Source organism: Kaistella yananensis, assembly GCF_026107505.2.
Lineage (GTDB): Bacteria > Bacteroidota > Bacteroidia > Flavobacteriales > Weeksellaceae > Kaistella > Kaistella yananensis.
Window position 1 is genome coordinate 280,669 of the sequence record NZ_JAPCHZ010000001.1, and the last position, 15,111, is coordinate 295,779.

The following is a 15,111-nucleotide window of genomic DNA, read 5'->3' on the forward strand; positions in this document are numbered from 1 at the left end:
GATTCATTTAAATTACAAATATGTAATGAATAAATATTTAAAAATTAAATTTTTCATCTCACTTATGTGGGATTCTTTATTACTTGCTTTACCAAATGAATTTAGTAAGTTGAGGGTTCGAAATTTCAATAAAAAAGGTTGTAAAATCCATCCCAATACAGCGATTGCATCAAACGTACGAATTACAGGCGTTTTCGAGATGAAAGAGGGAAGCTCAATTGCCCAAAACTGTACAATGTCCGGTGAAAATGCTGGGATTTTTATAGGTAAAAATGTGATGATTGCCCCCAATGTAGTAATTGTTGCTTTTAATCATGGAATCAGCAATATCGATGCGCCAATGGTTTCTCAACCAAATGTGGAAGGCAAAATCATCATTGAAGATAATGTTTGGATATCTTCTAATACTACTATAGCAAAGGGCGTTACGATAGGAACCGGTGCGATAATTGGTGCCAATTCGTTCGTAAATAAGGATGTTTTACCTTACACAATTGTTGGAGGTGTTCCTGCAAAATTTATTAAAAGTAGACTTTAGTGAAAAAAAACATTATAGCTAATTTTATAGGAAGATTTTGGGCGCTGATTTCGAATTTCTTGTTTATACCACTCTATATTAAATTCCTAGGGTTCGAAAGTTACTCCATAATCAGCTTTACTCTATTGATTGCCGGAATTATGGCCGTACTTGATGCTGGATTGTCGGCTACCTTATCTCGTGAATTTGCGCGAAAAGATATTACACATGTAGAGAAGATAAGGACCTTCAAAACTCTTGAGGCATCATATCTTTTAATTACATTTACGAGTATACTTTTAGTGTTTTTATTGTCCAATTTTCTAGCCGAAAAATGGATAAACTTGGATGGTTATCAATCATCAGAAGTGGCAGTTTTTTTAAAAATTATTAGCTTTGATATAGGTTTTCAACTTTTATATAGATTTTATAGTGGTGGATTATTAGGGCTTGAAAAACAAGTAAAAACAAATTTTTACCAAATTGGATTGGGAATTTTAAGAAACGGCTTGGTTGTTCTCATAATTATTTTTTATCCGAGATTGGATGTTTTTTTCTTATGGCAAACCATTTCAACAATTCTTTTCACATTACTAATAAAACTTTCTCTCGAAAAGGATTTGATCGGTAAAGTGTCTATAGGTTTTTCGACCAAAATTGAAAAAGTGATTTTAAGAAAAAATTGGGGCTTTGCAGGGGGAATGTTGCTTATTGCAATTATTGCGGCCTTCAATACTCAGATGGATAAAATTGTAATTACAAAACTACTTTCTCTAAAAAGTCTTGGTTATTACACCCTCGCACTATCAATTTCTCAGGTTTTAATAGCAATTGCAAATCCTATTTCAATAGCACTGTTACCAAAATTTACTTCTGAATATTCACAGGGAAATAATGAAAAGGCATCACTGATTTTCAATAAATCCAGTATACTTGTATCAATATTGGTTTTTGCAGTGATGGCTAATATGTCTTTTTTTGCTAAGGATTTAATTTGGATTTGGACAGGAAACTTAGCATTGGCTGATGAAGCTAAAATTTATCTGCCCGTAATATCATTGTCCATGTCAATGTTAGCATTGGCAACATTGCCATATCAACTCGCAATTGCAAATGGATATACGAAATTAAATAACATACTTGGTATATCAAGTTTATTAATAACTATTCCCGGATATTTTTTTGCAACAAAATATTATGGTGCTATGGGAGCGGCTTCTGTCTTTTGCGGTGTTCAGATTATCACAACATTCATCTACGTTTTCTTTATTAATAAGAAATTTATCAAGAGCAATATCATCACGGATATATATTGGAAACAATTTATTCTACCTTTTTGCATCGCTGGAATCGTTGCTTTTCTATTTTCCAAAATTCCTCTCCTGGTAGATAATAATAGAATCTTTTCTTTAATTTGGATTGGTATTGCTACCTTTGCAACCTTAATGATATCATTGTTTGTTTTGGTTTCCATTAAAGAATTAAAGCAATTAGTGAATTTGAAAAAGAAATAATACACAATTACCAATGCGACCATTATTAAGCATAGCTATCGCTACAAAGGATAGAGAGCAATACTGTATAAAGACAATTCAATCCATACTTTCATTTGATGACGACAGAATACAAATTGCTGTTGCAGACAATAGTGGTACAACTGCGGTTAAAGAATTTGTTGACATTATAGCATCACCAAAAGTTACCTATTTCTATGATAATAGTCCAATCTCATCAATCGATAATTTTAACCGGGCGATGGAAATGACCACAGGTGAATACATCTGTCTATTGGGCGATGATGATGGCATATTGCCAGAGGCTATGGATTATTTGGTGTGGGCAAAGCAAAACAATGTAGATTCTTTTTGTTGCAAGGACACAATTCCATACTTCTGGCCAGGAGCGCATCCTAACTATGAAAATGGTGGTCTGATTGTGAGCAAATTTACCGAAGGCAAAAGAAAAATTGATTCAAAAAAGGAATTGATAAAACTTCTGGAAGCTGGAATTGTGAACTATATGTTTTTCGATCTTCCAAAATCGTATCATGGCTTTGTGAAAAAAGACGTCATGCTAGAAATCAAGGAAAGGTCTGGCGATTTTTACGGTGCACTAAGTCCAGATATATTTTCTGTAGTAGCCATCGCTCTCTCTTGCAAAAATCATTACATCATAGATAAACCTTTAACGATTGCCGGAGTCTGTAGAAAAAGTACCACAGCAGATCAGTTCCTAGGTTTGCACAGTGGGGAACTCAAGGATATGCCACACTTGAAAAATCGCAAAGTACCCTATGTTTGGGACAAAGACATACCGGAGTTTTATAGTGTCACCACAATATGGGGTGACAGCGGACTCAATAGTATAGATGCTATGAAAATGCCTGAATACCGGAAACATTTTAACATCTATCCATTGGTAGCACAAGCAATTCTGATGAATAGAAAGCAGATTCTAAACTACATGGTGGAAAAATGTGAAAAATTGCGAAAAGAAAGAAGTATCAATAAATTGGTTTTTTGGAGTAAAGTATCCTGTTCCATATTTAGCCTATGCGTAGATAAGATGCGTAGAATATACAAAAATTCTGGCTCTTCGAAATCTATAGTGATAGAAGATGTAGAAGATATTCTTCAGGCTTTTAAATTATATAGCCAAACGGTAAATAAAACGTAATGAATTTTTTAATTTATTTATTACCATTTTTATTCTTAGTAGGCATCACGTTTATGACGTATGTCTCGAAGACCAATTTCAAATCCTACAAGGCTATACTATTCTTTGGCTTGTTGCCAGCATTAGCCGTTGCTGTCCTCAGCGGTGATACGGGAACAGATAAAGCAAGTTATTATACTTGGATTTCCAATACCTTCAATGGTAATATGGAAAAGGTAGTTTATGAGCCAGGGTTCAAGTTCTTGACATATGCTTTGTCTATGATATATTCGAGTGAATATTTTATAATTCCCGTTGTATCTCTTATTACAAGTCTTTTTCTCTGGTTGGCTTTTTCCGGCAATAAATGGCAGTTGATTGTTTTTACATTTCTCCTATTTCCGTATTTCTATTTTGATATGACGATGAATGGTTTGAGATATGGATTGAGCTTTGCAATCAGTGCTTATGCAGCGAGGCTTATTTTGGAAAAGAAATTCAAATCCTTTATCATAGTCGGCCTGGTGGGAGTTAGTATGCAGTATTCTTCTATTATTATTATTATTCTACTTTATCTTTCGCAGGTTAATTTTAAAAAAATTCATCTAATACTACTTGTCGTAGTTGGCTATGCGGTTTTTAATATTTTGGATTTTGGATATTTTGACAATAAAGTGGATGCATATAAGGACTTGACAAAACCATCGGGACTTTCCGGAGTAACACCTCTAATATTATTTACGCTTATTTTTGGGCTCAATTGGTTTCTGAATAAGAAAATAAGCAAGATACTATTTATCATCTTCGCCTTGCAAATGGCGTCATTTGTATTGTCCCTAAGTTCTTACTCAGGACTTAGATTCCAAAGTTTATTTATCTTTACACTGCTGATTTTCATTGCATTTTTCCAAGAACTGAAGACATTCAAAAAAAGATATCTGATTTTCTTTATGGTTATTGGTTTTATAAGTTTTTCATTGAAAATCAGAAACTTTATGAGTGAGGAAAAAGAAGTAACAACACCATTTCTGCCTTATGAGTTCTATTGGGAAAGATAATTTGGTAAGCGTACTTGTTCCATTATACAATGCTGAAGATACAATTGTACTCAGTCTACAGTCTATCTTAGAACAAACGTATACCCAATGGGAGGTCATTATTATCAATGATGGATCGAGTGACAACAGTAAATTAGTTGTTGAGCAATTTATTAAATCTCAAACAGATGATGTTAAATCAAAATTCAGATTAATAGATCAAAAAAACGCAGGTCCGTCTAAGACAAGAAATAAAGCCATCACTTTAGCAAAGGGTGAGTATATAGCTTTTTTAGATTCTGATGATGTTTGGATTCGCAACAAGTTGCAAAAACAATTGGATTTGGCTTTAGAATATCCGGACATTGGTATTATTGGAGGTGCATTTTATCATGAGGTAGATCCCGCTTCTGAGTATTTTAGAATCATCACATTTAGAAAATTATTGTACAAGAATTATTTTGCGACACCTGTTGTTTTTATAAAGAAACAATATCTGTTTGAGATGGATTATCTTTTCGATACTGCAAAAAAATACAGTGAAGATTATGACTTATGGCTTCGATTAGTATCCAAGCGCGACGCTATTTTCATCAATGAAATTTTAGCCAAGAATGCTTTAGGAAAAGCAAACTTTGGTGAAAGTGGACTGTCCTCCAATCTTTTTCAAATGCAGAAAGGAGAAATTTCTAACTACAAATCTCTATTCAAAAACAAAGTAATTGGCTTTGGTACATTGATTAAAACTATATTATTTTCAAATTTAAAATTTTTCAGAAGATTATGCATAGTGTATTTAAAATGAAGATAAAATCTCTATTACTAGGTTTGATTTTGATATTTGTCAATTGCTCCACTCTATCAAAATATAGTGCTATAGACGGAAGTAATTTTAAAGATGATACCAAATCACTTCAGGACAAGATCAACGGTCTTGCTTCTAATGGTATTTTAGATGGAGGCAACAAAACCTATCACGTGACCTCATTATGGTTAAAAAGCAATATGACGATACAGAATATGACACTGATATCCATACCAACTTCTATCTCAGATGTCAGCGTTATTAATATTGGGAATGATTTAGAATCCAATATATATAACAAATCAGGCGTCGCAAGATCCAGTATTGAAATTTCCCGTATTAACGGTGGTTTTAAGAATATAACAATCAAGAATATCAAAATAGATGGTAATCGTTCCGCCCAAAAAAAATTGGATTTTGCATCCCGGGATGGAGGCAAACATGGAATCATTGTCAAAGGGTTTTGTACCAATCTAAATATTATTGATGTTAATATCAAAAACTGCGCAACAGATGGTATTGCGCTATACAGAGGTTTGCATACAAACCTTGATAGTGGAAAAGAGTTATTTGCTATCAAAAATGTAACATTAAGAAACGTGACATCCTCATACAACAGAAGACATGGTGGTTCTGGCGAATCTATTGACGGATTGATCATGGAAAACTGTAAGTTTCAGAATAATGGACTGACAATCAACGGAGGCAAAGTAGAAGGCGATATAGGAGCTATCTATAATGGTAACCTTTACGGTAATGGCTGGGATATGGAAGGCTATGGACTTGGGTCTGGAATGAGAAATATTGAGATAATTAATACAGAGTTCACAAAAAATATGGGAGGCGGTATTGTATTCTATGACATTGCAGACAGTAGAAATGGTAACTTCATAGGTCGAGGAAACATCACTCTTGATAATTGTAAAATAGATGCTGGTGTCAAAAATCCTACGGGATATTTTGCTCTCGTTTTCTCTAGTACAATAGAACATAAGAAAAACAAAATCAAACTGTTCTCTGGAGTTAAAGTTCTGAATTGTACACTTTATGGCAAATTATTGCTGAGATCTGTGAACGATATAGATCTCAGCAATACTAAAATCATCAATGAAACTGACCACATCCAAGGTCTTTTGGATAATGTGAGTAACCTTACTTACAAGCAGCGTACATCAGAAAAATCCAATCTTTTTTCTTGGGATAAATATGATTACATTAATGTAAAATAAAATTTTAATTCTAAGTTGTAATGCAGATCAGAAAATAGATCTTGCTAAGTCAACTATAATGTTCGAAATTATTGTAAAGTATGAAAATATTACAAGCTATAACTTTAGCAGATCTAGGGGGAGCACAAAGTGTCTTAATAAATCTTTCCAACAAAGCAGTTGAAAATGGACACGAAGTGTACGTTGTTTCCGAACAACATGGCGCAATGTGGAATCTGCTATCTCCAAAAATTCATAAAATAAAAATCAAAGAACTACAAAGGAGTATTAGCGTAACAAATGATTTTAAGGCATTCGTAGCACTGCGAAAAATTTACAAACAGATTAAACCGGATATAGTTCACCTGCACAGCTCTAAGATGGGAGCACTGGGACGTTTAGCTTTCCCAACAAATAAAATAATTTACACAGTTCACGGTTTTGATTCTGTAAGACATGCTAATCCTAAATTTTTAATCATTGAAAAACTTTTAAAAAGTAGAGTAAAAAATATCGTCGCAGTTAGCGAATATGATAAGAATATTCTAAAGAAAGAAGGTATTGAAAAATCCGTAGTCACCATTTACAATGGAATTCAAGACGTTGATACTGCCAAGATGATAGTTCCAAATATAAATTTTGATTCCTTGAAAAAGGACTTTAAAATAGTGATGTGTATTGCAAGACTAAGTCCACAAAAAAAGTTTGGACTATTCTGTGAAATCGCAGAAAAAATGTCAAATGAAAAAGTGAAATTTATTTGGATTGGTAATAAAGAGGAAGTTAAATTAACCAAGGACAATATTTTGATGCTCGGGGAGATTGCCAACGCTCAAGATTATCTCAGATATGCAGATTTATTTATTTTGCCAAGTAATTATGAAGGCTTACCAATTTCAATCATTGAATCATTAGCTTACAAAAAACCTATAATTGCATCTAAGGTCGGAGGTATTGTTGAGATTTTGAACGGGAAAAATGGTTTTGCAATTGAAAATCATGTAGACTGTTTTGTCGATAAAATAAAATATGTACTTTTAGATGAAGAGAGATATAGTCAATTCTGCATAAATGCCAGAAGCACTTACGAGCTTCAATTTACTATTGATCAGATGTATAATAATTACTTAAAACTTTATAAGACAAACGTTTGATATGGATTCTATTATTGCACTATAAAATATTAACTTTTGATTTAAGAGAAATGAATAATGACGTAAGAAAAAGTATTTTTTTTTAAATTGTGTTCAAGACGTTCTTGGGCTGTCAAAAATTTCACATTGGAAATCTATACTAAATAAATAATATGCAAATAGCAGTTTTTGGAAGCTCTGGATTTATTGGTAAAAATTTGGTAAAATCTTTACAGCATAATAATGAAGTTCAGGAAATTTCTCTAAGAAATCCTTTTTGGAAAAATGACATTGGTCCAAAAACAGAAGTATTCATTAATCTCATTGGCAAAGCACACGATCATAAAGGCACAGCAACAGAGCAGGATTATCATTTTGCAAATGTAGAATTGACCCAGCAGACGTTTGAAATTTTTAAAAGATCTGACGCTAAATTATATATTCATATTAGTTCATTAGCGGCTCTAGAAGAATTTGAATCCTCCCGACCACTCGCAGAAACCGATAAGTGCAACCCAATTTCTCTCTATGGAAAAAGCAAAAGAGAAGCAGAAAAATGGTTGTTGAAAGAATATTTGGCAACCAATAAAAAATTGATAATAATTCGCCCGCCAATGGTCCACGGTTCAGGAGATAAAGGGAATTTAGGGTTATTGTATAAAATTATATCAAAAGGAATTCCTTACCCATTAGCAGCATTCAATAATGAAAGATCATTTATTTCGATAGATAATTTTAATTTTTACATTCAGCAAATCATTCAAAAAAGTAATTATTTAGAAAACGGAATTTACCATATTTCTGATGATGAGTCTGTTGCCACCAACGAAATTATTGATATCATTAAGAGAGTTGAAAATATAAGAATTCTCAACATTAATCTTCCAAAATCAATGATAAAGGGTTTAGCAAGAATCGGAGATTTTGTTCCAATTCCGCTCAATACTAAAAAACTTAAAAAATTGACTAATAATTTACTGGTATCAAATCAAAAAATAAAAACACTTTTAGAAATAGATAAATTACCTTTTACAGCGCAACAAGGTATAGAAAAAACAATCAAAAGTTTTAAAAAATAATGGAATATTTTATTGTTGTAATTTTACTTCTAGTATTTATGTTGGCCTATTTCAAAATAGCCGATAAATATAATATTATTGATAAACCAAATCACAGAAGTGCTCATACTGAAATCACCTTGCGTGGTGGTGGAATTGTCTTTCCGATCGCTTTTCTATTGTTTTTGATGATCAGCACATGGGGCAAGTTAGTTCATCTTCCAATTCATGATCAGGCAGCAGAAAACCATAATTATTTGCTTTTCGGAATCGGGCTTCTATCGCTTTGTACCATCAGTTTTCTGGACGATCTCTATGATCTTTCAAGTAAAATCCGGATTGTTTTTCATGTCATCAGTGTGAGTTTCTTACTCGCTTTTCTCAATGCATTTGTCGTGCTCCCGATTTGGGCGATTCCGGTTTTGTATATTTTAATTATCGGAATTCTAAACGCTTATAATTTCATGGACGGCATTAATGGCATTACCGGGCTTTACAGCTTAGTGACGTTACTTTCTTTATTGTACGTGAATCAGAATATGGTGAGTTTTGTTGATCGTGATTTTATTATCTATCCCATTTTAGCGTGTCTGGTTTTTCTCTTTTTCAATTTTAGAAAAAAGGCAAAATGCTTTATGGGCGATATTGGAAGTATGGGAATTGCGTTTTGGGTTGTGGCCTTAATTGGTCTGCTAATGATGAAAACCGGCGAAATTAAATGGATTCTCTTTCTTGCGGTTTACGGGGTAGAGGTTATTTTCACTATTTTAGAAAGACTGAAACTCAAAGAAAATATTTTCGAAGCGCACCGCCGTCACCTTTATCAGCTTTTAGCTAATGAGAAAAAGATATCTCATTTGAAGGTAAGTACACTCTACGCAGTTGTACAGTTGATTATCAATGCCATAGTTATTTTTTCAAACTTGTCACAAAATGTAATTTTCGTAATTATTTTATTACCTGCGCTAATTTTTTATCTTTACACCAAACTTACGATTAAAAAGCAAATCACACAAAACATTAATTAATGAAAATAAAATCCACACCACTCAAAGACTGCTACATCATAGAACCGACCGTTTTCGAAGACGAAAGAGGTTATTTTTATGAAAAATTCAATGAGCAAAAATTCAATGAGCTTACCGGAATGAACGGTCATTTTGTGCAGGATAATATTTCCAAATCTTCCTACGGAGTTTTGCGTGGTGTTCATTTGCAAAAAGGCGAGCATGCACAGGCGAAATTGGTTTCTTGTCTTGAAGGTAAAGTTTTTGATGTTGCGGTTGATTTGCGCGAAGAGTCGCCAACTTTCGGAAAATGGTTCGGGGTCGAATTGACTCCGGAAAATAAATTGCAGCTCTACGTTCCAAGAGGGTTCGGTCATGGCTTTTCCGTATTGAGTGAAACTGCAATTTTTTCCTATAAATGCGATAATTTCTACCATAAAGAGTCTGAAGGTAGTGTGATCTGGAATGATAAAGATCTCAATATCGACTGGAAATTACCGGCAGATAAGGTTCTCCTTTCAGAAAAAGACAGCCAGTTGCCTACCTTCGCAGAGAAGAACTTTTAGCAGTGTAGCAATATAAAAATTTATTTTTGAGGTTAATTTTTTTAATCTTCATAACTTTCTAACCCTATCACCTTTTAACTTTCCAACATAAAAGAATGAAAAACATAATCATCACCGGAGGCGCCGGATTTATCGGTTCCCACGTCGTAAGAGAATTTGTCAAAAATAATCCAGAAAGCAAAATCATCAATCTTGATGCCCTAACTTATGCCGGAAATCTTGAAAATTTGAAGGATATCGAAAACGAACCCAATTACGTTTTCGAAAAAGCAGATATCACCAAAGTTGACGAGCTACGAAAAGTTTTTGAAGAATACAATCCCGATGCGATCGTACATTTAGCTGCAGAATCTCATGTGGACAGAAGTATCACCGATCCAAACGCATTTATCAACACAAACGTTATTGGAACTGCAAATCTTTTAAATTTAGCAAGAGAATTTTGGACATTAAACCCAGATCATCAACACGGAAATTTTCCTGATGAGCCGAGAACCAACTTGTTCTACCACGTTTCTACCGACGAAGTTTATGGTGCTTTAGGTGAAACAGGATTCTTCACTGAAGAAACTTCTTACGACCCAAAATCTCCTTATTCCGCTTCAAAAGCTGCTTCTGATCACTTGGTGAGAGCGTACGGAAATACATATGGAATGCCGTTCATCATTTCAAACTGTTCCAACAATTACGGACCGAACCATTTTCCTGAAAAATTAATTCCGCTTTGTATTCATAACATCTTGAGTGAAAAACCGCTTCCAATTTATGGTGACGGGAAATATACAAGAGACTGGTTATACGTAATCGACCACGCAAAAGCAATCTACCAAATTTTCAACGAATCAAAAACGGGAGAAACTTACAACATCGGTGGTTGGAACGAATGGCAGAATATTAACCTCGTGAAAGAATTAATCAAGCAAGTTGACGAGAAAATCGGTAAACCTGCAGGTTATTCAGAAAAACTAATCACTTTTGTGAAAGACAGACCTGGACACGATAAACGTTATGCAATTGATGCTACAAAACTTGCCAATGATTTAGGCTGGAAACCAAGCGTAACTTTCGAAGAAGGCTTATCAAAAACTATTGATTGGTTCCTTGAAAACAAAGAATGGTTGGATCACGTGACTTCAGGTGATTACCAAAAATATTACAACAAGCAATATAATTAATATGAAAGGGATTATTCTTGCAGGAGGTTCTGGAACCAGACTTTACCCATTAACCATCGCTGTGAGCAAGCAGTTGATGCCGGTGTATGACAAGCCGATGATTTATTATCCGCTTTCCACCTTATTACTTGCCGGGATTAAAGATATTTTGATTATCACAACTCCGCATGACCAGGAAGGTTTTATTAAACTTTTAGGTGACGGCTCTTCTATTGGCTGTAATATTCAGTATAAAGTTCAACCCAGTCCGGATGGTTTGGCGCAAGCTTTTATTTTGGGAGAAGAATTTGTGGGTGACGATTCGGTTGCGCTCGTTTTAGGGGATAACATTTTTTACGGAGCAGGATTGCCTCAACTTTTATCTTCAAAAACCAATATCAAAGGAGGCTGCGTTTTCGCTTACCAGGTTTCTGATCCTGAAAGATATGGTGTGGTAGAATTTGATGAAAATTTTAAAGCCGTTTCCATTGAGGAAAAACCTGAACATCCAAAATCCAATTTTGCGGTTCCCGGCTTGTATTTCTACGATAATTCTGTGGTTGAAATTGCCAAAAACCTGAAGCCTTCACCACGTGGTGAGCTCGAAATTACGGATGTTAACAAAATTTATCTGGAAAAAGGTCAGTTGGAAGTTGGCGTAATGTCCCGTGGCACCGCGTGGCTCGACACCGGAACGTTCGATTCTTTACATGAAGCTTCGGAATTTGTAAAAGTACTGGAGAAAAGACAGGGCTTCAAGATTTCGTGTATTGAGGAAATTGCGTACAAAAAAGGTTTCATCAATAAAGAGCAACTGCTGGAATCTGCCAAGAAATACGGAAAAAGCGGTTACGGTGATTATCTGAAAGGAATCATCTAAACTGTTTTAAATGAAATATTTAAAAAGACTTTAAGCAGAAACTTAAAGTCTTTTTTTATTCCTAAATTTGCACCCTGTAAAATTAAATGTCTTCAATTTCAAATTCAATATAAAAATGCGCACGAAATCCGTCGGAAAAAAGAAAATCAATATCGTTACTTTAGGCTGCTCCAAAAATGTGTACGACTCCGAAGTCTTAATGGGTCAGCTTCAGGCTAACGGAAAAGAGGTGGTTCACGAGGATCGCGGCGACATCGTGGTGATTAATACCTGCGGATTTATTGACAATGCGAAAGAAGAAAGCATCAATACCATCCTCGATTTCGTGGAAGCAAAAAACCGTGGTGAGGTAGAAAAAGTTTTTGTAACCGGCTGTCTTTCTGAAAGGTATAAACCGGATTTGATTAGAGAAATTCCAGATGTAGACCAATATTTCGGAACCAGAGATTTGCCGATTTTGCTCAAACATTTGGGTGCAGATTATAAACATGAATTGGTGGGTGAAAGAATGACGACCACCCCGAAACATTACGCTTATCTGAAGATCGCTGAAGGCTGCGACAGACCTTGTTCCTTCTGCGCGATTCCTTTGATGAGAGGAAAAAATATTTCCACCCCGATTGAAAACTTAGTGATTGAAGCTGAAAAGCTCGCAAAAAAAGGCGTTAAAGAATTAATCTTAATTGCGCAGGACCTTACCTATTACGGGTTAGACATCTATAAAAAACGTGCACTCGGAGATTTGCTTCTGAGATTGGTAAAAGTGGAAGGGATTGAATGGATCCGTCTGCATTACGCCTTCCCGACCGGATTTCCTGAAGATGTATTGGAAATCATTAAAAACGAACCAAAAGTCTGTAACTATATTGATATCCCGTTGCAGCACATCAATTCAGATATTCTGAAAGCAATGAAGCGTGGAACGACGCATGAAAAAACCAACGCGCTTCTGGATAAATTCAGAGAGAAAGTGCCGGATATGGCCATCCGAACAACTTTAATTGTGGGGTTTCCGGGCGAAACCGAAGAGAAATTCCAGGAAATGAAAGAATGGGTTCGTACACAACGTTTCGATCGATTGGGATGCTTCACTTATTCGCATGAAGAAAATACAACCGCCTATCTTTTGGAAGATGATGTACCACAAGAAGTGAAAGAAGCCAGAGTAGAAGAAATTATGGAACTGCAGTCGCAGATTTCATGGGAGAAAAATCAGGAAAAAATCGGGAAAACGTACCGATGTATTTTTGACCGAAAGGAAGGAAACTACTTTGTAGGTAGAACAGAATTCGATTCTCCGGATGTAGATAATACCGTTTTGGTTTCTGCAGAAAACACCTATTTATCGATCGGTGAGTTTGCCAATATCAAAATTACTTCCGCTGAAGAATTTGATTTGTACGGAGAACTTGTTTAAATTGATCATGAAATCAACAAAAAAGCCAATGAATTTCATTGGTTTTTTCATTTTCAAGGAATTTTGCCATTTCAATTTAGTTAAAATTTTCATTGATTGATAAATTTCAGGGCTTGATGCTAAAAATCGCTTTTCCCTGAAACGTGCATTAATAAAGGATTGAAGCAGTTTTTTATTCTAAAATCACTTTAATTTTCTTCTTTTTATTTCTTAATAATTTTTTTTCCTTTTTAATGATTTTCTAGACGTTCAACGAAATTTACAATTTTATTAACCGGTTGATTATAAGTATTTTGTGTGTTTTGTAAATGGGAAACTATGCAGTAATTAGTTAATTTTGTTAACGTTTTATGGATGTTTTTAACACTTTTTAACAAACGTGCTTATTTCCCATGAATAGGGAATTAGCCAAGTGTCTTAACATATAATTAAGAGTTTGTTAACAGAATTTAACAGTTTGATTGTTGGAAAAGATGTTTTCGGGATAAATTTGCAGAGTCAAAACCAATAAAATAATTCAAAATGATGAAAAGAGCGATTCTCGTAATCATAATGATGATTTCAACACTTGGTATTTATTCTTTTAACAAGTTTAATGCCAATGATGCCAAAACAAGTTTTGCATCGTTCTACCACGATAAGTTTAATGGTAGGAAAACAGCAAGCGGAGAAATTTTCAGCAACAGAAAACTTACCGCAGCGCACAGAACGCTTCCTTTCGGTACCGTAATTCAGGTTACGAATCTGAGAACAGGGAAAAGTGTAGAAGTGAGAATTAACGACCGCGGTCCGTTCAACTCTTCCAGAGCGTTGGATTTATCCAAAGCAGCGTTCGATTCAATTGGAAACATTGCTAAAGGAACCATGCCAATTGAATACGAAATTGTCGATTAAGATCCACTTAGGAAAACAAAAAAAGCCGTCCCAATTTTTGGGACGGCTTTTTATTTTAGATTTTTATTTTGCATCTAAATTAATTTCTGATACTGCGAGTTCTGTTAGATCTAAATCACAGTTTTTTTCTTCGTTAAGCGTGGCCACAAGTAGTTCCATTGCTTCAGGCTCGTCCAGATGTTTAGCGTATGTCGCTAAGGTTCCGTAAGACGCAATTTCGTAATGTTCTACCTTTTGCGCTGCAGCAATAATAGCGGCATCTCGAACCGCTCCTGGTTCTGTTTCTTCTAAAATGCTTTCAGCCTCTTTCAGTAAACCGTCCATCGCATCACATTTTTCAGCTTTTGCTTTCTCGCCTAGCGCTTTGAACACATCCTCAAGCCTTGTAACATGGTTCTGGGTTTCTTCCAAATGTTTATTGATAGCTTGAGTAAGTTTTTTTGAAGTAGCGTTTTTAGCCATCTTTGGAAGGTTTTTTACCAACGCTTTTTCAGCCCAATAAATATCCTTTAAACCATCCATTAAGAATTCTCTTAAGTTTTCAGCAGCATCACTTGCAGGCTTTACCTTATTGGTTGCTTTGGTAGAAGTCTTTGCGGATGTAGCTTTGGAAGTGGTACTTTTTTTTGTACTTGCAGCTGTTTTCGTAGAAGATGCTTTTCTAGAAGAAGTTTTTCCAGCAGTGGATTTTGCAGCGGAACTTTTAGCAGCCGTTGACTTGGAGGAGCCGGCTTTTGTTGTAGTCTTTGCCATAATCTTTAATTTTTTAATATTAATATG

General features: G+C 34.8%; 15 protein-coding genes. 14 read left to right on the forward strand and 1 reads right to left on the reverse strand.

The annotated features are described in order from the left end of the window. The first annotated feature begins 25 nt into the window (after positions 1–25). From OK344_RS01180 to OK344_RS01245, 14 genes are all read left to right on the forward strand, one after another. Entirely contained in the window at positions 26–538 is a 513-nt protein-coding gene (locus tag OK344_RS01180) for an acyltransferase (protein ID WP_265143066.1), read from the forward strand. Further along, entirely contained in the window at positions 538–2,031 is a 1,494-nt protein-coding gene (locus OK344_RS01185; protein ID WP_265143067.1) for a lipopolysaccharide biosynthesis protein, read from the forward strand. The genes OK344_RS01180 and OK344_RS01185 overlap by 1 nt, the downstream gene beginning before the upstream one ends. A 13-nt stretch (positions 2,032–2,044) precedes the next feature. After that, positions 2,045–3,193: a glycosyltransferase family 2 protein gene (locus tag OK344_RS01190; RefSeq protein ID WP_265143068.1), complete on the forward strand. Its 1,149-nt coding sequence runs from the start codon at positions 2,045–2,047 to the stop codon at positions 3,191–3,193. Further along, positions 3,193–4,230, forward strand: a complete 1,038-nt coding sequence (locus OK344_RS01195) for an EpsG family protein (RefSeq protein ID WP_265143069.1) — start codon at positions 3,193–3,195, stop codon at positions 4,228–4,230. Before OK344_RS01190 ends, OK344_RS01195 begins: the two co-directional genes overlap by 1 nt. Further along, the gene (locus OK344_RS01200; RefSeq protein ID WP_265143070.1) at positions 4,208–5,014 is read left to right on the forward strand and encodes a glycosyltransferase family 2 protein; all 807 of its coding nucleotides are present in this window, start codon (positions 4,208–4,210) and stop codon (positions 5,012–5,014) included. Before OK344_RS01195 ends, OK344_RS01200 begins: the two co-directional genes overlap by 23 nt. Continuing rightward, positions 4,993–6,243 (forward strand): glycoside hydrolase family protein, encoded by a 1,251-nt coding sequence (locus tag OK344_RS01205; protein ID WP_265143071.1) that lies wholly within the window; start codon positions 4,993–4,995, stop codon positions 6,241–6,243. The genes OK344_RS01200 and OK344_RS01205 overlap by 22 nt, the downstream gene beginning before the upstream one ends. An 80-nt stretch (positions 6,244–6,323) precedes the next feature. After that, positions 6,324–7,376, forward strand: coding sequence for a glycosyltransferase (locus OK344_RS01210; RefSeq protein ID WP_265143072.1), 1,053 nt, complete (start codon positions 6,324–6,326; stop codon positions 7,374–7,376). A gap of 152 nt (positions 7,377–7,528) precedes the next feature. Next, positions 7,529–8,434 carry an NAD-dependent epimerase/dehydratase family protein gene (locus tag OK344_RS01215; RefSeq protein WP_265143073.1) on the forward strand — a complete coding sequence of 302 codons (906 nt, stop codon included), beginning with the start codon at positions 7,529–7,531 and terminating at the stop codon, positions 8,432–8,434. Next, positions 8,434–9,441, forward strand: a complete 1,008-nt coding sequence (locus OK344_RS01220; RefSeq protein ID WP_265143074.1) for an MraY family glycosyltransferase — start codon at positions 8,434–8,436, stop codon at positions 9,439–9,441. Before OK344_RS01215 ends, OK344_RS01220 begins: the two co-directional genes overlap by 1 nt. Beyond that, positions 9,441–9,986, forward strand: a complete 546-nt coding sequence (rfbC, locus tag OK344_RS01225) for a dTDP-4-dehydrorhamnose 3,5-epimerase (RefSeq protein ID WP_265143075.1) — start codon at positions 9,441–9,443, stop codon at positions 9,984–9,986. The genes OK344_RS01220 and rfbC overlap by 1 nt, the downstream gene beginning before the upstream one ends. A gap of 95 nt (positions 9,987–10,081) precedes the next feature. After that, positions 10,082–11,161: a dTDP-glucose 4,6-dehydratase gene (gene rfbB / locus OK344_RS01230; RefSeq protein WP_265143076.1), complete on the forward strand. Its 1,080-nt coding sequence runs from the start codon at positions 10,082–10,084 to the stop codon at positions 11,159–11,161. Position 11,162: 1 nt separating this feature from the next. After that, positions 11,163–12,020 carry a glucose-1-phosphate thymidylyltransferase RfbA gene (gene rfbA / locus OK344_RS01235; protein WP_265143077.1) on the forward strand — a complete coding sequence of 286 codons (858 nt, stop codon included), beginning with the start codon at positions 11,163–11,165 and terminating at the stop codon, positions 12,018–12,020. Between the two features lie 115 nt (positions 12,021–12,135). Then, positions 12,136–13,437: a 30S ribosomal protein S12 methylthiotransferase RimO gene (gene rimO / locus OK344_RS01240; protein ID WP_265143078.1), complete on the forward strand. Its 1,302-nt coding sequence runs from the start codon at positions 12,136–12,138 to the stop codon at positions 13,435–13,437. Between the two features lie 522 nt (positions 13,438–13,959). Further along, entirely contained in the window at positions 13,960–14,331 is a 372-nt protein-coding gene (locus OK344_RS01245) for a septal ring lytic transglycosylase RlpA family protein (protein WP_265143079.1), read from the forward strand. A 63-nt stretch (positions 14,332–14,394) separates the two neighbouring features. Here the strand turns inward: OK344_RS01245 and OK344_RS01250 are convergent, their stop codons facing one another. Continuing rightward, positions 14,395–15,084, reverse strand: a complete 690-nt coding sequence (locus OK344_RS01250) for a YciE/YciF ferroxidase family protein (protein WP_265143080.1) — start codon at positions 15,082–15,084, stop codon at positions 14,395–14,397. Between the last annotated feature and the right edge of the window lie 27 nt (positions 15,085–15,111).